This is a genomic window from Bacteroides faecis (assembly GCF_020091505.1).
Lineage (GTDB): Bacteria > Bacteroidota > Bacteroidia > Bacteroidales > Bacteroidaceae > Bacteroides > Bacteroides faecis.
Genome location: NZ_CP081916.1, coordinates 6,232,116 through 6,250,113 on the forward strand (window position 1 = coordinate 6,232,116; position 17,998 = coordinate 6,250,113).

Genomic DNA, 17,998 nt, shown 5'->3' on the forward strand with positions numbered 1-17,998 from the left:
AACTGATTTTATTTAAAGATTTCAAAATTACAATGAAATGGAAAGGTTATCTAACGCACAGTATGCCGGTGTGTTCAATCCGTAATCACTCTTGTCACTACCGACAAAATTAACGACAACCATATGAACACCCGTTCCGAGATCTGTCAGGTCAACCTGATTCCAGCCGGTCCGAATTTCGCCGTGTAAGCCTGACTCTTCTTCTTTACTCTTATCGAAATTGGCAAGATAATAAGTGACTTTACCCGTAGGAGCCACAGAAGTATCGGACGATGCGAAGCCGATGAATTCAACCTTGAACCAACCTTCCTGCTCTTCGAGTGATTTGCCACCAGTCGTAAATGAATTACCATCCCGCATGACAATTTGCGAATAAGTCGTATTGCAGACATATACACTGTTGAAAGTTCCTGTTTTTACTGTTCCCTCAACCGGTGTTCCTTCTTCCACAACTGTATAGCCGGTAGCATCTGTCAGATAGATCTTTGCGCATTTGTCATAGGTAGAAAGCGGATCATTGTAAAAATCGCTATATCCGTAGGCTACAACGAACTTATCATTATCTACACCAGCTATTCCTCCGTTATATACGCTACACTGATTCAAATAGGTACCGTCAGTAATATCCGTATAATCCGAAACAGCCAAGCCGCCATTCCAATAGTCATATTGCCACGGGCGGGGTTCTTCTCCCCATTCTTGTTCGAGATAATTAACAGGAAACTGTACATACGTTCCACTGTTGCCTAATTGTACCTTGTAGCCTTCAGTGATTTGCCCCGCACCTCCGGTATAAAGATTAGCACCGTATTTATCCGAAGCGGTATAAGCTGCGGGTACATTAGCAAAATCAATAACATACGGATCGGTAGTAACCGAACGTGTTACAGCACCTGTAGAATCCACCGGGGATACGAGAAAATCATCTTCTGCATTACAACTGGCAAACAACACTGTTGCCATCAATAAGACAGCACCCATCAAGAAATTCAAATTCTTTTTCATAACTCATTCATTTAAATGAATAATATGTTAACTCTCACAAAAAAAAATCCCGTTTGTGTAAGAGTTACACAAACGGGGCTATATGAGGTACCAAATATGAATGACTTCGTATCTGACCACAACCTGATCTCAATCCCGCAGGTGTAAATCTATCCTAGTTATGGCAGGTCTTCTGACTCGTCCCAATTATCGCGCCTTCCCAGTGTCTACACCAGTGGCAAAAATACGATAATCATTAAGGGGGACTTACAGCAGCGGGTACTGTTCCGGATTCTCACCGGATTCCCTTTTCATCCTGAACGAAATAATCTTTTCAGGAACCATTACATTTGCAAAGATAAATCTTTTTTTTATGTTTTATCTTTTTTGCCGTTTATTTAACGCCTTAATCTTCCATTTTTTCGACTGAACGCCAGTTTGAATGAAGAACTATTGAAATGATGAATGAAGAATAGTTCCAAGATCAGTTCCAACCGTTGAAACACTTTGTTTCATGCCTTGAAACAATGTGTTCCAAGTAATGAAACAAAGTGTTTCATACGGTGAAACAAAGTGTTTCAAGCGCTTGAAACTTTCTGAAACACCTATCCATTTGATTAACTTGACCATAGCTACAATTTCGCTTAACCTGTTCTTTCAGTAAGTACTAAATCATTTTTCAGTCAAGAATACATGAGTCATCAGCTATTAACACCTGATTTCTCAATTATTAACGACTGACATGTCAATCATTAATAGTTGACACAACAGGCGTTAACACCCTGCAAATCAAACAATAACATTAAGAAAACCACATATTGCAAGGCGATGCAGAGTGAGAGCAACAGCTTGCTCCCACTCTGCCACCACAGTTGCTACCACAGCTGAAACGCCGATGAACAAAGCGATACAGGCAGAAAGTGAGAGCATGGGAGCAAAACCTATGTTTAATTCACTTGGAGAGGAAGCCTAAAACTAATTTAATAGAGACTTAATAATGACATATTAGAAAACAATTAATATATTTGCATCACATGTTCACAAGACAGTTACAACTAAATGTAAATAAAATGATAAAACAATCCATCTCCGCTTTCATACTGGCTTCCTTGCTATTACTGGTAAGTTGCGTATCAAACAAGAAGACTTCTCTCGAAGCATTCAATCAGGATATATATACACCGGAATATGCTTCCGGATTTAAAATATTGGGTGCAGACAACGTTCAAAGCACCCTGATACAAGTATTCAACCCGTGGCAGGGAGCCAAAGATGTAGAAATGTCTTACTTCATATCACGAAATGGCGAACAGGCACCCGCCGGATTCACAGGTCCCACCATTCCTGCCGGAGCAAAACAGATTGTATGTATGTCTTCTTCCTACATCGCCATGCTCGACGCGCTGGGACAGGCAGACCGAATTGTAGCCGTATCGGGCATCGACTACGTATCCAATCCGTATATCATTGCGCACAAAGACTCCATTAAAGACATGGGTCCGGAAATGAATTATGAACTATTGCTGGGCCTGAAACCCGACGTTGTATTGCTATACGGCATCGGAGACGCACAAACCGCTGTAACGGACAAACTGAAAGAACTCTCTATACCTTATATGTATGTAGGCGAATATCTGGAAGAATCACCGCTCGGCAAAGCCGAATGGATGGTTGCCCTGTCCGAACTGACGGACAGCCGTGAAAAAGGAATCGAAATATTCAGCGAAATTCCGAAACGCTATCAGACATTGAAAGACCTTACGGCATCGGTAGAGCAGCGCCCTACCGTAATGTTCAATACCCCCTGGAACGATAGCTGGATAATGCCTTCCACCAAAAGCTATATGGCACAACTGGTAAACGACGCAGGAGCAGACTATATATATAAGGAGAACACTTCCAACAGCTCCGCCCCCATCGGACTGGAAACTGCCTACGGACTGATACAAAAAGCTGACTACTGGATTAATGTCGGCATGGCTTCTACACTGGATGAACTGAAAGCCGTCAATCCTAAATTCACTGATGCGAAATCCGTTCGCGAAAAGACTGCATACAACAACAATCTGCGACTGACCGCTACCGGTGGTAACGAGTACTGGGAATCGGCAGTAGTACGTCCCGACATAGTACTGCGCGATCTGATTCATATTTTCCACCCTGAACTTGTATCCGACTCACTCTATTACTACAGGCATCTGGAATGAAACAGCCCCACAAACGTACCGCCCTCTTATTCATTACGCTAAGTATGGTTGCCGTACTATTATTACTGATAGATATGGCAACCGGAGATACGTATATCCCCATCTCTAAAGTATGGGCTGTACTCACCGGAGGCGAATGCGACGAAATGACACGCAACATTCTCCTTTCCATCCGGTTTATACGGGTAGTGGTAGCGGCACTGATAGGTGTGGCGCTCTCCGTTAGCGGTCTGCAGATGCAAACGGTATTCCAGAATCCATTGGCGGACCCTTACCTGCTGGGAGTTAGTTCCGGTGCAGGATTGGGAGTAGCGCTCTTTATACTAGGAGCTCCGCTGCTCGGATGGACGGAGTTTCCGGTCCTTCAATCGCTGGGTATCGTCGGCTCGGGCTGGGTAGGAACAGCTGCCATTTTATTGGGAGTAGCCATTGTCAGCCGGAAAGTAAAAAATATTCTCGGTGTACTGATTATGGGGGTCATGATCGGATACGTGGCAGGTGCCATCATCCAGATACTGCAATACCTGAGTTCTGCCGAACAACTGAAAATGTTCACGCTCTGGTCAATGGGATCATTAAGCCACATTACAGCCACTCAACTAGGAATTATGATTCCGATGCTGTGCCTGGGGCTGCTGATTTCCGTAGCCTGCATCAAACCACTAAATCTGCTGTTACTCGGCGAGAACTATGCGCAGACCATGGGAATGAATATCAAGCGCTCGCGTACCTTTATTTTCATATCCACCGCACTGCTCACTGGAACGGTCACCGCCTTCTGTGGCCCTGTCGGTTTCATCGGACTGGCTGTTCCCCACGTCACCCGGTTACTGTTTAACAATGCCGACCACCGAATACTCGTCCCCGGCACCATGCTGACCGGATTCATCAGTATGCTTCTCTGCGACATCATCGCCAAGAAGTTTCTGCTTCCGGTCAACTGTATCACTGCCCTGCTGGGTGTTCCGGTTATTTTATGGGGAATAGCTAAAAACTTGCGTATAATCAAATGATCGAGCTTAAAGAACTGACACTAGGATACGGACAGCGTACGCTGTTGAAAACGGTAAACGCCCGGATCACAGACGGACAACTCGTTGCACTGCTGGGACGCAACGGAACAGGAAAGAGCACCCTGCTCCGTGCCATGATGGGACTGGAAAAGCCTCAATCGGGAGAAATCATCCTGCAAGGAAAGAATATAACCTCCTTGAAACCGGAAAAGCTGGCACGAAACATCAGCTTTGTAACCACCGATAAAGTACGCATCGCCAATCTGCGCTGCAAAGACGTAGTAGCATTGGGCCGTGCCCCCTACACCAACTGGATCGGACAGTTACAACCGGAAGACCAAAGCCGGGTGGACAATGCCATGCGACTGGTCGGCATGACCGACTACGCAGAAAAGACAATGGATAAAATGTCCGACGGCGAGTGCCAACGAATCATGATAGCGCGTGCCCTCGCACAGGATACCCCCGTCATCCTGCTTGACGAACCAACCGCTTTTCTGGACCTGCCCAACCGCTACGAACTCTGCCTGCTCCTGAAAAGACTGGCACAGGAAGAAGGCAAATGCATCCTGTTCTCCACACACGACCTCGATATCGCCCTATCACTTTGCGACTCTATCATGCTAATTGATAATCCGCAATTATATACCCTTTCCACCTCTGAAATGATAGCCAGCGGCCACATAGAAAGACTATTCCGTAACGAATCAATTACGTTTGACGCAAAAGAAATGCGGGTGCGTATCAAACAGGAATGAACCCACATGAAATAAATACATGGTATCCATCTGGTTTCTCCATAAATTCCTTATCTTTGCCCGTGAATTGGTTTCAGATAGCCATATCAACTGTCTGAATTAAAAGGGAACCGGGTGGAAATCCCGGACAGTCCCGCTGCTGTGAAGCTTCGTTCAACTTCTTGATAATTACTTTAGCCACTGACTTGTTATGATAATGCCAAGTTGGGAAGGCATCAGGGAGGAAGTCAGTCAGAAGACCTGCCATTCAGTATCTTGACAACTGTTTTTACTCGTGGGATAGAAAGACAGTAATGATGTAAACAAACCGTTTATGGAAAAACAATATGCAAATCAAATTGCTGACATCATTAATATCAGCAAAAATAGAGACTATGTTCCGCCCGACATCAACGGAAGAAATTTAAGTGAATGATTCTCTCTATTACAAATAACTAAGAGACGGCTCAAAGTCGTCATACTCAATGTGTGCGTATCCCTGTAGAAGTGATTTCTCCGGGGATACTTTTAACACAACAAAATATCATGATATAATATAAAAATCAAAATGGAAGTTCTAAGAAATTTATTCGAAGGTTACCCCAACCTTTGGGGTGGAGGAGTGGCACACTCCGTGCTGATTCTGTCGCTGACCATAGCGTTCGGAATCATCCTGGCAAAAATTAAAGTACGGGGAGTATCTCTGGGAGTCACCTGGATACTCTTTGTCGGAATCGTATTCGGTCATTTCAACATGAATCTGGACGAGCACCTGCTCCACTTCCTGAAAGAGTTCGGATTGATTCTGTTTGTCTACTCTATCGGTCTGCAAGTAGGACCGGGATTTTTCTCGGCCTTCAAGAAAGGAGGTTTCACGCTGAATATGCTGGCTGTGCTGGTAGTGGCATTGGGAGTAGGAATCACCGTTATTCTCCACTTTACTACCGGAACTCCGATTACCACCATGGTAGGTATCTTGTCCGGAGCCGTCACCAACACCCCCGGACTGGGAGCTGCGCAGCAGGCCAACAGTGACCTGAACGGTATAGACGCCCCCGATATAGCATTGGGATATGCTGTCAGCTATCCGCTGGGTGTCGTAGGCATCATCCTGTCATTGCTCGCCTTGAAATATCTTCTGCGCATCAATACCGCACAGGAAGAAAAAGAAGCGGAAGTAGGTTTGGGACATTTGCAGGAACTTACCGTACGTCCTGTCTCCATCGAGGTAAGAAACGAATCGGTAGACGGTATCAAGATTAAAGAACTTCGTCCGTTATTGAATCGTAAGTTCGTCATTTCACGTATCAAACACCGTGAAGGAGGAGAAACAGAATTGGTCAACTCTGAAACGGTCATACATGTAGGAGACATTATCCTAGTCATCTCTACACCGATTGATGTGGAAGCAATCACCATCTTCTTCGGCAAGGAAATAAAAATGGAATGGGAACAGCTGAACAAACAGCTCATCTCACGCCGCATCCTGATAACCAAACCGGAACTCAACGGCAAGACTCTCTCACAACTGAAAATACGAAATAACTTCGGAGCAAGCATTACCCGCATCAACCGTTCGGGAGTGGACTTGGTTGCCGGCCCGCAGCTGCAGTTGCAAATGGGCGACCGTGTCACCATCGTTGGTACCGAGCTTGCCGTTGCTCATGCCGAGAAAGTACTGGGTAACTCAATGAAGCGCCTGAATCACCCTAATCTGATTCCTATTTTTATAGGTATCGCATTGGGTTGTATTCTGGGTAGTATTCCTTTTGCCTTCCCGGGTATTCCCCAACCGGTGAAACTGGGACTGGCAGGTGGTCCGCTCATCGTCTCTATTCTGATCAGCCGTTTCGGACCGAAATATAAGTTGATTACTTACACTACCATAAGCGCCAACCTGATGCTCCGTGAAATCGGTATTTCCATCTTCCTCGCTTGTGTAGGTCTGGGAGCAGGAGAAGGATTCGTAGATACCATCATTCATGGCGGAGGATATATATGGGTGGGTTACGGAGTTATCATCACCATTCTGCCTCTTCTGATTACGGGATTGGTAGGACGTTATTACTGCAAGCTGAATTACTTCACGTTAATCGGTGTTCTGGCAGGCTCTACCACTAACCCGCCGGCACTGGCATACTCCAATGACCTCACTTCCTGCGATGCACCAGCCGTAGGTTATGCTACAGTCTATCCGCTTACCATGTTTCTGCGGGTGCTGACGGCACAATTATTGATTCTATCGTTGGGATAGCTTTGCTAACGATCTATTCCGTCACGCGACAATACGCCTTGTTTATAATAATGCTTTACTTCCCGCATTTCGGTGACAAGATCGGCTATATCAATCAACTCCTGCGGTGCATAGCGTCCGGTAATAACGACCTCCGTTTCCGGACGCTTGCTACGCAACAGTTGTAACGCATCATCCAGTTCCAATAAACCTAAAAAGAGGGCAATGGTCAATTCATCCAATATAACGACTGCATATTCTCCGGAAAGCAGAACATCCCTGCATTTTGTCAACCCTTCGTGTGCCGCACGGATATCTGCTTCCGTAGCTTCACGGGTCAGCATACATCCGTTGCCGAACTGTTCTATCGAAATCCGGTCGAACTTTTCAACCATACGGGTTTCATTGTATTTCATGCTTTTGACAAACTGCCCGATGAATACGCTTTTACCTGCACAAAGGGCACGGACTGCCAGGCCGAATGCTGCCGTCGTCTTTCCTTTTCCATCACCCGTATAAATATGAATGTATCCTTTTTCCATCTGATTTTCCTCTGAATGATTAATAACCGCAGTACAAAAATAAACTATATCTTTGTGATATGAAAACAAGAGAAGACTATATTGCTGAAGACTTTACCGCTACCATTCCCGTTGCCGAATACATGGCAAACTATCGGGATGCCGAAAAATTTATCGGATTCTGCCGGCAATGCACCCGCTATAACACTTATTGGGCATGTCCTCCATTCTCATTCAATGTAGATCATTACCTTTCCCAATGCCAAACAGCTTTGATTATCGGGACGAAAATAACTCCTCTACATCCGGAAAGAATTACAGATGTTATCTCTTTCGGTAAAGAAATGATGGAGACTGAACGGAAACGGACAGATGAATTACTGCTGGAAATGGAAAAAACGTATAAAGGACGTGCATTCTTTCCCGTCTCTTGCCTGCTCTGCCCCACATGTACACGCACAGAAGGAAAACCTTGCCTATATCCCGAACGGGTACGTCCGTCACTGGAAGCCTGTGGGTTCGATATAGGTAAAACAGCATCCGAACTACTACATATTGAATTAAAATGGGGAGATAAAGACAGGATGCCGGAATACTTACTGTTAGTAAGCGGAATATTCGGAGATATACAAAAAGACCTGTAAACGATTCAATATCAGAACAAACAAAAATTCTTTTGATAAAACAAACAAGATATTAACAAAACTTTATACCTTTGTAGCGTTAAGGTTTCCGAAAACAGTGGACATACTGTTAAGGAATGAAAAGGGAATGCCGTGCAAACCGGCAACAGAACCTGCTGCTGTAAATCTTGGCTCTGCCTGTCAGAGCAAAACTGCAACTTGAAACCACTGGGTTCACAAACCTGGGAAGGTGTTGTCAGAAGAGATGAGTCAGAAGACCTGCCTTGATGCTCTGATTTACACCTGCGGGATTTCGGGTTACGGTCAAATAGAAAATAAGCATTTATATTTTATTTGATATAGATATTAGTGTCCCCGTTTGTGTAGATTATAGCTATCTAAACAAACGGGGATTTTTTGTTTAATATCAAATAATTTACATTTATGAGAAAGCAAATGCGTTTCTGGGCAGTCAGACTGATGACCTTCGCCCTTTTTAGTATTCTAATTGCAGGATGTTACAACGACGATGAGTTATGGGATGAAGTGAAGGGGATAAAAACCGAACTCTCTCAGTTAAAAGAAAACCTCAGCAATCTTCAGACAATCGTTTCGGCTTACGAGAATGCCAAGTTTATCACCAACTATGAAGAAACGGACGAAGGTATAAAGATTACTTTCAGCGACAATAAAACGATTATCGTCAAACACGGAGAAAAGGGAGCAGATGCCCCTGTAATCGGAGTGAAGGCAGAAGATGGAATCTATTACTGGACAATCACCGCAAACGGAGAAACCCAATTTCTGCTTGTAGACGGACAAAAACTCCGCGTAACCGGAGCAGCACCACAACTAAGTGTTGATACTGACGGATACTGGACAGTAGATGGAGAACGGCTCAAAGATACGACTGGAAAAGACGTAAAGGCCAACGAGTCCTTCTTTCAGTCAGTGATCCCTTCAGAAATGGAAGTTGTCTTTACTCTGACAAATGGAACCAGTTTCAGCATACCTACCACCAAAGGAGTAAACAGTTTCTCTTTCGTGAAACCGACCGACGGACGTCCTTACTACGTTTTCAACTTCAACGAAAAGAAAACTCTTTCACTGAATATGGACAAAATAATCAGCGTAGATTTCTTGAAGAAACCAGAAGGGTGGACATTCACTCTCAACAAAAATGCAAAAACACTAACAGTAAAAGCTCCTGCTTATACCGACCAATCCTACAATGGAGGTATTGTAACTCTGGTAGGTATCCACGAGAATGGGAATACGATGTTTGCTTCCATCGAAGTATGTGCTTCTATTGACTTTACTGATACAAAAGGTACTTTCGTAGTCTGTGAAGGCAATATGAGTAGTGCCAATGGAACGATCTATTTTTATGATAAAAACGGAGTTGAATACAGCAACGTTTTCGAAAATGCCAATAATGGTATGGAAATAGGAAATGTAGTTCAGGACATGTATATGGCAAACGATAAGATTTATATAATTACTCAAAATGGCAGCGGTCAGGGAGGAGCCGGACGTTTCGTGGTATGTGATGCCCATACGTTTAAAATGGAATACGCTGATCCTTTGGTAATCATGACTCCGGAAGGTAAATCTACGTGGCCTCAACACTTAGTAGTAGTCAGCCCGACACGTGCATACGTTCAATATTCAGAATCGGGTATGGAAGCCACTTCAGGTATCGCCGCACTGACTTTGAGCGATGGAGCTGTAAAAGTAGAACCAACAGTCGACGGAAGCTTCGGTGCATTTACTGTAGCAGGTGCTACTAAAGGCCGCATGGTTTATTCTCGCGGCAAGGTGTATGCGGGATGCGGACAGAAAGTAATTATCATCGATCCTGCCACTGATCAGATTATCAAATCAATCCCATTCGAAGGACATCAGATTAAGGGTATCGCCAAAGGCGCAGACGGAAATATCTATTGCCCGCTCGCCGCAACTTACACAGGAAGCCTTTACAGCCCGACATTCACCTCTTCTCCTAAAATGGTAGCGCTTGACCATGATGGCAATGTACTCTCCGAAACGGATATGCCGGATGAGATCGAACTTCCAATCGCAAGTTGGTCACCTTCTGTCGGCTTCTGTGCAAGTTTCACCCAGCCCAACTTATACTTTGTGGATACAGACGCATTCAACGCAACCAGTGCCACTCGCTACAACTATACTACACAGAGCTTCGACGTAAACTTCCTGAAATCCAGCATAACGATTTATGGTATTATGGGTATTCACCCTACTACGGAAGAATATTGGGTAGGACAGTCCACCTATGTAAATAGTGATATATATGTATATGATATTTCAAGTGGCACTCCAACGGAGAAGTCTCACTTCAAATATAACAGCCAACGCGGAGCCAGCCCGGCAGGAATCGATTTTGTATACCGGTTCTCTGACGAATGGATCAATAAATAGCAGAAAGAAGGAGGTTGTGTCAAAACGCTGGCACAACCTTTTTTTATGCACAAAGCCCAGACTTTCACAAGCCCGGGCTTTGTTATTACCCAAAGTTTTTATATCTTTAGGCATAAAGTTTTTCGTTATGGCAAAGTTACATTTTCGTCCTTACATTCCCAACCAAACAGTTCTTTTTCCCGGAAGAATTGATGAAAACATAGCAGCGAACGATCCGGTTCGCATAGTTAATACTGTTGTTGATAATCTCAATCTTGACAATTTCAAGAAGCTTTATAAAGCAACCGGTCGTTGTCCTTATCATCCTAAAATGATGCTTAAGGTGATTATCTACGCCTACATGAACAATATCTATTCGTGCCGCAAAATAGAGAAGCTTCTCCTACGTGATATTCATTATATCTGGCTTTCCGGTAATGAACATCCGGATTTTATTACCATCAACCGTTTTCGAAACCGTGTAAAAGAGGAAATAAATACCGTATTCACACAGTTGGTTCTTGTCCTTGCCGACAAAGGTTTCATCAGCCTTGACGTAGAGTATATCGACGGTACCAAGATTGAGTCCAAAGCCAACAAATATACTTTTGTCTGGCGCAAGACAGTCGAAAAGAACCGTACAAAGCTGATGGATAAGATCCGCATTCTCCTGGAGCAGGTGGATGAAGTCATAGCCCAAGAGAACTCCATGAAAGATACACCCGTAGAGTTCACTCCCGCCATGCTCTCAGATATAGTGAATGAACTTAAAGAGGTGCTGGAACACCAGCCTGTAACAAAGGACAAGGAACAAAAGAAGGTCATCCGGGAAAAGAAGAAACAGGTCCGGGAACTTGAGGAGTACCGTGACAAGTTGATAGAATACGACAACCATCTTGATACTCTTGGAGAACGCAACTCCTACTCCAAGACCGATCCTGATGCCACCTTCATGCGCATGAAAGAAGACGCCATGAGAAACGGACAGACCAAACCCGGATATAATCTGCAAATAGGTACCGAGAACCAATTCCTCATAGACTTCCGACTGTTTCCCAACCCAACCGACACACTGACCCTCATACCTTTCTTCCACTCCTTTGAGCAACGCTATAACCGCTTACCAACTGTCGGTGTGGCAGACTCCGGTTACGGCTCGGAAGAAAATTATCGGTTCATGCAAGATAATGGGATAGAAGCCTTTGTCAAGTACAACTACTTCCATAAAGAACAGCGTCCCCGTTATACCCCCAATCCATTCCATGCGGAGAGTCTCCATTACAATGCGGGGGAGGATTATTACGTTTGTCCTATGGGGCAGCACATGAACCGTATAGGAACTAGACATGACAAAACAGCAAGCGGATACATCACCGAAAGTGCCCGATATAAAGCACAAAGATGTGAAGGGTGTCCTTTGTGTGGCAGTTGCTTTAAAGCTCGGGGGAACCGTATGATAGAAGTCAACCACCGGTTAAACCAATACAAACGGCAGGCACGGGAAAGGTTACTCTCGGAAGAAGGCATCAGGCATAGGGGAAGGCGATGTATAGAACCGGAAGCAGTTTTGGGACAAATGAAACACAACATGGCATACAAAAGGTTCCGGCATGTGGGAGAAGACAAGGTTACAATGGACTTTGCCTTCTTTGCTATAGCTTTTAATATCAAAAAGATGTGTACAAAACTACTAAAAGCAGGAAAGAGAAGGAGTGCACACACTATATTTATCTTTATCAGACCACGTGTGACTCAAAATACGACGAATATTAAGCCTTATTACCTAATTACTGAAAAAATAGTCGCATAGACAAAAAAGAGGAACGACTATTTTATATTAAAAAAAGAAGGGGATGTGCCTTAGTTTTGACACAGCCCCCTTTTCATACCTCTACCTTTGCACCCGTTTTAATTATAAAAGGTAGAAAGTCATGAAAGACAGCATTGATTTTGGCAGCATGGACATATCCACGCTATTCCGTAAGTTATTGGTACCGACGGTACTCGGGATGGTTTTCTCTGCGATATTCGTTATTACGGATGGAATATTCGTAGGAAAAGGAATCGGTAGCGACGCACTGGCCGCCGTCAATATCACAGCCCCTCTTTTTATGATTGCCGCCGGAATCGGACTGATGTTCGGAGTCGGAGGATCGGTTGTCGCCTCCATTCACCTATCGCAGGGTAAACGTAAGGCAGCCAATATCAATATCACTCAGGCACTTGTCTTTTCTGCGATTCTTATACTCATCATGTCTGCTTTGTGTTTCTATTTCGTAGAGCCATTGGGACGCTTCTTGGGCAGTTCGGATAAATTGTTGCCGTATGTAATAGAATACATATCGTGGTATGTACCCTTCCTCGTATTCTATGAAATTTTAAATATAGGCATGTTCTATATCCGCTTGGACGGTTCGCCCAACTATGTCATGATGTGCAATGCCACAGCAGCTATTCTCAACATCCTGTTAGATTATATCTTCATCTTCGAATTTGGCTGGGGAATGATGGGCGCTGCCTTCGCCACCAGCCTGGGCACCGTAGTAGGAGGATTGATGACACTCGTCTATCTCATGCACTACTCTCATGACCTTCGCTTATACCGAATCAAACTAAGCAGAAAAAGTCTGCGAATGACTTTCCGTAACATAGGATATATGGTAAAATTAGGAAATTCGGCCTTTGTCAGCGAAGCGTCCATTGCCTGTATGATGTTCCTCGGCAACTATGTCTTTATCCGGAATCTGGGAGAAGACGGGGTAGCTGCCTTCAGTATTGTCTGTTACTTTTTCCCCATCATATTTATGGTATATAATGCGATTGCACAATCTGCCCAGCCGATTATCAGCTATAACTTCGGAGCCGGACAGCCGGAACGTGTACGGAAGGCACTGCGTCTTTCGCTGCGTACAGCTTTGATTTGCGGAATCTGCTTTTTCATACTCACAACGCTATGTTGCCGGAACATAGTCGCACTGTTTATAGACCGCAGCTATTCCGCCTTTGACATTGCAGTAAACGGCATTCCCTATTTTGGCATCGGCTTCATCTTCTTTGCTATTAATATGATAGGAATCGGCTATTACCAAAGTATTGAACGGGGACAGAGAGCTACTATCATTACCCTTCTTCGAGGTGTCGTATTTATGCTGATCGGTTTCTTTGTTCTTCCGCCCATTCTCGGTGTGCCGGGCATCTGGCTGGCTGTTCCGTCGGCAGAGTTATTGACGACACTCTATATTATCGGAATTTATTTCAAAGATCGCTTCATTGTCCGCCGACGATAAGTATCTTTGCACTATGGAAACATTCATCAAAAAGCTTTGCAGCAGATACAAAGTATCGGAAGCCGATGTGCAGTCCTTACTGGATTGCATGGAAGAAGTACACTTCAAAAAAAGAGAACTGATTGTACGAGAAGGGACAAAGAATAGTAACCTTTACTTTATACGGAATGGAATCTGGCGGGCATATTACCACAAAGACGGAGAAGAAACAACCATCTGGTTCGCTTCGGACGGAGAGGCTGCCTTCTCCGTCTGGGGATATGTAGACAACGCCTATTCGCTGGTAAATATTCAGGCAATGTGTGACAGCGTGGCTTACTGTATCTCCCGCGCTGCCCTGAATCAGTTGTTTTCCTCATCTATCGGGCTTGCCAACCTGGGACTCCGACTCATGGATCATCAATTCCTACAACAAGAGAACTGGCTCATAAACCCCGGAAGTCCACGGGCCAAGGAACGCTACCTGAATCTCATCAAAGAGACACCGGAATTATTGCAATATGTACCTCTAAAACATATAGCATCTTATCTGTGGATCACACCGCAGTCGCTCAGCAGGATTCGGGCGGAGATAGTAGCTAACAACGTCGTAATGACAGATTAAATATTTCTTTCAAACTCAAGTGAATATGTAAAACTATCAGCACGATAATAACCTATATTCCATTCTAGTGGGCATCCATCCGGATCATAAACAAATCTTTTGCGTACAAGAATTGGATCTCCCACCTTTATCTCAAGTTTATTAGCAATATATTTATCGGCTAATCTAGCACTTATATCTTCCTTAGAAACTTTTGCTATCGCATGATAATCTCTTTCTAATATTTCATAAAGGGGACGAGAAAAGTCCTCACTTCCTGTCAAACCAATCTTAGGATTAAAGTAAGATATAAAATACACGAAAGGATATTGATTTTGAAGTAATCCCCCAAAACCAATTCTTCGAAATAACAAACTTTCAAGGACATTCGTTGAAAGTCCAACCAATCCGTTATCGCAGAGAAGGGTGCTACTATGCAATTTTCGCAGAGGATATTCCACCTATGGGATACAAGACGTTTGAGATTGTCTTCAAACAACCGTTTACTGATACAGGAACTGTTACAATAAACAATGCCAGTATCGAAAATCATTTCTACAAACTACAACTCAACCCGGACAAAGGAACGATCCAAAGTTTGTATGATAAAGAATTGAATTGTGAACTGGTCGATAGTTCGTCTCCATGGGAACTGGGTGCTTTTATCTATAATTACAACAGAACAGGATTGAGCGAGTGCCGGATCATTGACAGTTCGAATGGACCTATTTATCAACGTATCCTGTTGCAGGGAAAATCTCCAGGAACAGACGAAGCATTTGGGGTCAATCTGGAGATTAAATTATATCATGATACCAAACGAATAGAACTGGAGTACGCAATCAAGCGTCTGCCGGAGACGGAGCCCTCAGGGATATACGTTGCATTTCCCTTCCAACTGCCCGAAGGGAAACTGGCATTCGACGTTCAGGGCGGAACAGTTATATCTGGCAAGAATCAACTGGAAGGGACATCTACAGACTGGAATACTGTTCAAAACTTTGTATCGGTACAAAATAATCGGGCGCAAATTATTATAGGAAGCAGCCTCATCCCCCTCTATCAACTAGGAGACATAAACCTCGGAAAATTTCAATATCAGAAACAGTACGAAAGGCCTCATGTCTACTCGTGGGTGATGAATAATTACTGGAATACCAACTTCAAAGCTTCCCAAGAAGGAGAGTTCCGTTGGAGTTACCATCTGACCTCTTCCGTTGCCCCATCTAACAACCTTGCTACCAAGTTTGGCTGGAGCTCACGTATTCCTCTATATGCCCGGGTAATGCCGACAGGAACAGAGAATCATAAACCCACAGAGTACTCAGCCTTCCATTTTGAGAAAGACAATTTCCTGATGACTTCATGTACCCCCTCTAAAGAAGAAGGTTACATACTACTGAACATTAGAGAGATAGATGGAAAGAGAACCAACCTCAGGATTTTAAATGAAGACGGGCAAACCGTCCTCTTCACAATAGTAAATGCTATTGAAGAGAAATTGGAAAATGAAACGTCAGAGCATATATTTGAGGGGTACCAGAATAAATTTATAAAGATAAAACGTTTTTAATCAAAAGAATCAAATGCGTAGTCTACCCTAAAAAAACGGAAGAATCATCACCACAAAGAGATGAGGAAATGTCAAAAGTCAGTAGCAACTCTCCTAATACTATTGACTTTTGCCCCCCTCATCATCTGTCAGAGCGACCGGAAAGTATCTGCTCCAAAGTTTCATCGACCACTCCCGCCAACTGAAGATTGGACAGCAAGCGGTCATAAGAAACCCTCCCTACGCCTTCCATTTTCAGCAGCCATCTCCATCCCTTTCCCGATACTAATTCCAGCAGTTGCCCTACCGTCCGGATTTCTTCTTTATACAAGACATTAGTCAGCCTCGTATCGGCCACCTTGCCGACAGACAATTGGAGAATTCTTTCTTCCTGATTCAAATTTATATTCTTGCTTTTATCCGCCAAAGACTGAAAACGGACATCTATAATATGTTTCCGATAAGTAGCCAGCACGTTCTTTCTTACTTTCAACCCTCTGAGATGAGAATTATAAATCTGTAACGCCCTGCCATAAGTAATTCGATGCCGACCGGCAACTTTCTCTATTGATTCCCCCATAGAGATGGAGTAGAAAATATCACGGGCTCCGGGATGAACAATCAATTGGGAAAGTTCACGAATAATGATTTCATATAGAGGTTTACACGTTTTCTGTGTTCGCAATACATATAGTAGATCATCATATCTGGAAATAATAAAGTCGCGTTCCAGCTTTTTCTCTTCCACAATCTTTGCCAGATAATCTGCTTGCAATCCAAGCCTTTTGTGAGCTTCGAGATAAGCAGTCAGACTTTCATCGTCCAGAAACAACTGGTTGTTGATTCGTGAACTGGTGATGTAACCGAGATTCGCCCAGTTTCGCAGAGTTGCTTCCTGAACGCCATGTCTTTCAGACATTTGTTTTGTTGTGAGCCAATAGGACATAAAAAAACGGAACTAAGTTAATACTCTTACCTAGTTCCGTACCTTTTATATTATAAAAGAGTACGGAGCTGTCACATCCCGCTAATAGGAGGTAGTAACGGCTACCTGATGTATACGGGCAGACAGCCCGTACCCTATGAGAAGTCATAGAAGTACAGGCGTCTTCCCGGCATACATCAAAAAAATCCGTTACAATTTCCTATTAGCCGAGGAAACGCGCAATCGCACACCTTTAAACGGCATGCTACGTTCCGATGACAAAGTTACAAATAGTTTTCGGAAAATAACAAAAGAGGCTAATAAATGTTTGGGGAAATCAGAGACCAAAATAGATTCTGTACGGTTTCATCTGCTTATTTAACAGATAAGAAATCAAAGCAGGTTATCGCTCCTCATTTCTTCTTTATATCAAAATTATTGCTATCTTTGTTCCAGTAATCAGAACATGAATAAAAGATGAAAACAACTGCTGAAATACTTGATATATTACGCGATTTCAAGGCACACTATGCAGAGAAATACGGAATCATCACTTTAGGGTTGTTTGGTTCCGCTGCCAGAGGTGAGCACGACGAAAATAGCGACATTGATATTTGTATAAAGTTACAAGAACCTAATTATTTCATAATATTGGACATAAAAGAAGATTTAGAAAAGATACTCAGCACCAAAGTGGATGTTATTTCATCAGGTGCTATCATGCGTAATTTCTTCCGAAAAAGCTTAGAGCAAGATGCGATCTATATCTAAAGAAAAAATAGTAGGAATGTTACGATTCGTGGAAGAACAAGAGGTTGTGTCAAAACGCTGGCACAACCTTTTTTTATGCACAAAGCCCAGACTTTCACAAGCCCGGGCTTTGTTATTACCCAAAGTTTTTGTATCTTTAGGCAT

Annotated in this window: 15 protein-coding genes, 1 pseudogene and 3 riboswitches; of the genes and pseudogenes, 12 read left to right on the forward strand and 4 right to left on the reverse strand. The window is 43.6% G+C overall.

Annotated elements, in window-relative coordinates:
* Nucleotides 1-27: 27 nt before the first annotated feature.
* Nucleotides 28-1,005 (reverse strand): DUF4465 domain-containing protein, encoded by a 978-nt coding sequence (locus tag K6V30_RS24950; RefSeq protein ID WP_010539327.1) that lies wholly within the window; start codon nt 1,003-1,005, stop codon nt 28-30.
* Nucleotides 1,006-1,150: 145 nt separating this feature from the next.
* Nucleotides 1,151-1,345: riboswitch (cobalamin riboswitch) on the reverse strand.
* Nucleotides 1,346-1,819: 474 nt separating this feature from the next.
* Here K6V30_RS24950 and K6V30_RS24955 point away from each other — a divergent pair.
* The 5 genes from K6V30_RS24955 to K6V30_RS24975 all read left to right on the forward strand — a co-directional run bounded on the left by K6V30_RS24955 (nt 1,820) and on the right by K6V30_RS24975 (nt 7,195).
* Nucleotides 1,820-1,957, forward strand: a complete 138-nt coding sequence (locus tag K6V30_RS24955) for a hypothetical protein (RefSeq protein WP_153880817.1) — start codon at nt 1,820-1,822, stop codon at nt 1,955-1,957.
* Nucleotides 1,958-2,054: 97 nt separating this feature from the next.
* Nucleotides 2,055-3,191, forward strand: coding sequence for an ABC transporter substrate-binding protein (locus K6V30_RS24960; protein WP_010539328.1), 1,137 nt, complete (start codon nt 2,055-2,057; stop codon nt 3,189-3,191).
* Nucleotides 3,188-4,204, forward strand: coding sequence for a FecCD family ABC transporter permease (locus K6V30_RS24965; protein WP_055271574.1), 1,017 nt, complete (start codon nt 3,188-3,190; stop codon nt 4,202-4,204). Before K6V30_RS24960 ends, K6V30_RS24965 begins: the two co-directional genes overlap by 4 nt.
* A complete protein-coding gene (locus K6V30_RS24970) occupies nt 4,201-4,962 on the forward strand; it encodes an ABC transporter ATP-binding protein (RefSeq protein WP_055271572.1) in 762 nt (253 codons plus the stop codon). The genes K6V30_RS24965 and K6V30_RS24970 overlap by 4 nt, the downstream gene beginning before the upstream one ends.
* 50 nt (nt 4,963-5,012) lie before the next feature.
* Nucleotides 5,013-5,224: riboswitch (cobalamin riboswitch) on the forward strand.
* A 285-nt stretch (nt 5,225-5,509) separates the two neighbouring features.
* On the forward strand, nt 5,510-7,195 hold the full coding sequence (locus K6V30_RS24975; protein WP_010539331.1) for a putative transporter: 1,686 nt from the start codon (nt 5,510-5,512) through the stop codon (nt 7,193-7,195).
* 5 nt (nt 7,196-7,200) lie between these two features.
* On the opposite strand, the gene cobO is transcribed toward K6V30_RS24975, so the two are convergent.
* Nucleotides 7,201-7,740, reverse strand: a complete 540-nt coding sequence (gene cobO / locus K6V30_RS24980; protein ID WP_255323281.1) for a cob(I)yrinic acid a,c-diamide adenosyltransferase — start codon at nt 7,738-7,740, stop codon at nt 7,201-7,203.
* Nucleotides 7,741-7,775: 35 nt separating this feature from the next.
* On the opposite strand from cobO, the gene K6V30_RS24985 reads away from it, so the two are divergent.
* The 5 genes from K6V30_RS24985 to K6V30_RS25005 all read left to right on the forward strand — a co-directional run bounded on the left by K6V30_RS24985 (nt 7,776) and on the right by K6V30_RS25005 (nt 14,627).
* A complete protein-coding gene (locus tag K6V30_RS24985; RefSeq protein WP_055271568.1) occupies nt 7,776-8,339 on the forward strand; it encodes a DUF2284 domain-containing protein in 564 nt (187 codons plus the stop codon).
* Between the two features lie 65 nt (nt 8,340-8,404).
* Nucleotides 8,405-8,619, forward strand: a riboswitch (cobalamin riboswitch).
* A gap of 143 nt (nt 8,620-8,762) precedes the next feature.
* Entirely contained in the window at nt 8,763-10,757 is a 1,995-nt protein-coding gene (locus K6V30_RS24990) for a DUF5074 domain-containing protein (protein ID WP_081030963.1), read from the forward strand.
* A 127-nt stretch (nt 10,758-10,884) separates the two neighbouring features.
* A complete protein-coding gene (locus K6V30_RS24995; RefSeq protein WP_224207234.1) occupies nt 10,885-12,546 on the forward strand; it encodes an IS1182-like element ISBthe2 family transposase in 1,662 nt (553 codons plus the stop codon).
* Between the two features lie 121 nt (nt 12,547-12,667).
* The gene (locus tag K6V30_RS25000) at nt 12,668-14,023 is read left to right on the forward strand and encodes an MATE family efflux transporter (protein ID WP_055271858.1); all 1,356 of its coding nucleotides are present in this window, start codon (nt 12,668-12,670) and stop codon (nt 14,021-14,023) included.
* Between the two features lie 13 nt (nt 14,024-14,036).
* Nucleotides 14,037-14,627 carry a Crp/Fnr family transcriptional regulator gene (locus tag K6V30_RS25005; protein WP_055271856.1) on the forward strand — a complete coding sequence of 197 codons (591 nt, stop codon included), beginning with the start codon at nt 14,037-14,039 and terminating at the stop codon, nt 14,625-14,627.
* Here K6V30_RS25005 and K6V30_RS25010 read toward each other — a convergent pair.
* Nucleotides 14,624-14,944: pseudogene (locus tag K6V30_RS25010) on the reverse strand (GntR family transcriptional regulator); the annotation flags it as partial. The gene K6V30_RS25005 and the pseudogene K6V30_RS25010 sit on opposite strands and share 4 nt — an antisense overlap.
* Nucleotides 14,945-15,069: 125 nt before the next feature.
* Between K6V30_RS25010 and K6V30_RS25015 the strand changes: the two are divergent.
* Nucleotides 15,070-16,179 carry a glycoside hydrolase family 38 C-terminal domain-containing protein gene (locus K6V30_RS25015; RefSeq protein WP_224207235.1) on the forward strand — a complete coding sequence of 370 codons (1,110 nt, stop codon included), beginning with the start codon at nt 15,070-15,072 and terminating at the stop codon, nt 16,177-16,179.
* Between the two features lie 121 nt (nt 16,180-16,300).
* Here K6V30_RS25015 and K6V30_RS25020 read toward each other — a convergent pair whose 3' ends face one another.
* Entirely contained in the window at nt 16,301-17,077 is a 777-nt protein-coding gene (locus tag K6V30_RS25020; protein WP_055271855.1) for a hypothetical protein, read from the reverse strand.
* 483 nt (nt 17,078-17,560) lie between these two features.
* On the opposite strand from K6V30_RS25020, the gene K6V30_RS25025 reads away from it, so the two are divergent.
* Nucleotides 17,561-17,854 (forward strand): nucleotidyltransferase family protein, encoded by a 294-nt coding sequence (locus K6V30_RS25025; protein ID WP_055271853.1) that lies wholly within the window; start codon nt 17,561-17,563, stop codon nt 17,852-17,854.
* The last annotated feature ends 144 nt before the right edge of the window (nt 17,855-17,998 follow it).

What these genes read in the sequence shown, in the direction of transcription:
- K6V30_RS25020 (WP_055271855.1), bottom strand. Translation starts at nt 17,077, where the DNA reads ATGTCTGAAAGACATGGCGTTCAGGAAGCAACTCTGCGAAACTGGGCG.
- K6V30_RS24965 (WP_055271574.1), top strand. Translation starts at nt 3,188, where the DNA reads ATGAAACAGCCCCACAAACGTACCGCCCTCTTATTCATTACGCTAAGT.
- K6V30_RS25025 (WP_055271853.1), top strand. Translation starts at nt 17,561, where the DNA reads ATGAAAACAACTGCTGAAATACTTGATATATTACGCGATTTCAAGGCA.
- K6V30_RS24985 (WP_055271568.1), top strand. Translation starts at nt 7,776, where the DNA reads ATGAAAACAAGAGAAGACTATATTGCTGAAGACTTTACCGCTACCATT.
- K6V30_RS24970 (WP_055271572.1), top strand. Translation starts at nt 4,201, where the DNA reads ATGATCGAGCTTAAAGAACTGACACTAGGATACGGACAGCGTACGCTG.
- K6V30_RS25005 (WP_055271856.1), top strand. Translation starts at nt 14,037, where the DNA reads ATGGAAACATTCATCAAAAAGCTTTGCAGCAGATACAAAGTATCGGAA.
- K6V30_RS25015 (WP_224207235.1), top strand. Translation starts at nt 15,070, where the DNA reads ATGGGATACAAGACGTTTGAGATTGTCTTCAAACAACCGTTTACTGAT.
- K6V30_RS24960 (WP_010539328.1), top strand. Translation starts at nt 2,055, where the DNA reads ATGATAAAACAATCCATCTCCGCTTTCATACTGGCTTCCTTGCTATTA.
- K6V30_RS24975 (WP_010539331.1), top strand. Translation starts at nt 5,510, where the DNA reads ATGGAAGTTCTAAGAAATTTATTCGAAGGTTACCCCAACCTTTGGGGT.
- K6V30_RS24990 (WP_081030963.1), top strand. Translation starts at nt 8,763, where the DNA reads ATGAGAAAGCAAATGCGTTTCTGGGCAGTCAGACTGATGACCTTCGCC.
- K6V30_RS24950 (WP_010539327.1), bottom strand. Translation starts at nt 1,005, where the DNA reads ATGAAAAAGAATTTGAATTTCTTGATGGGTGCTGTCTTATTGATGGCA.
- K6V30_RS25000 (WP_055271858.1), top strand. Translation starts at nt 12,668, where the DNA reads ATGAAAGACAGCATTGATTTTGGCAGCATGGACATATCCACGCTATTC.
- K6V30_RS24995 (WP_224207234.1), top strand. Translation starts at nt 10,885, where the DNA reads ATGGCAAAGTTACATTTTCGTCCTTACATTCCCAACCAAACAGTTCTT.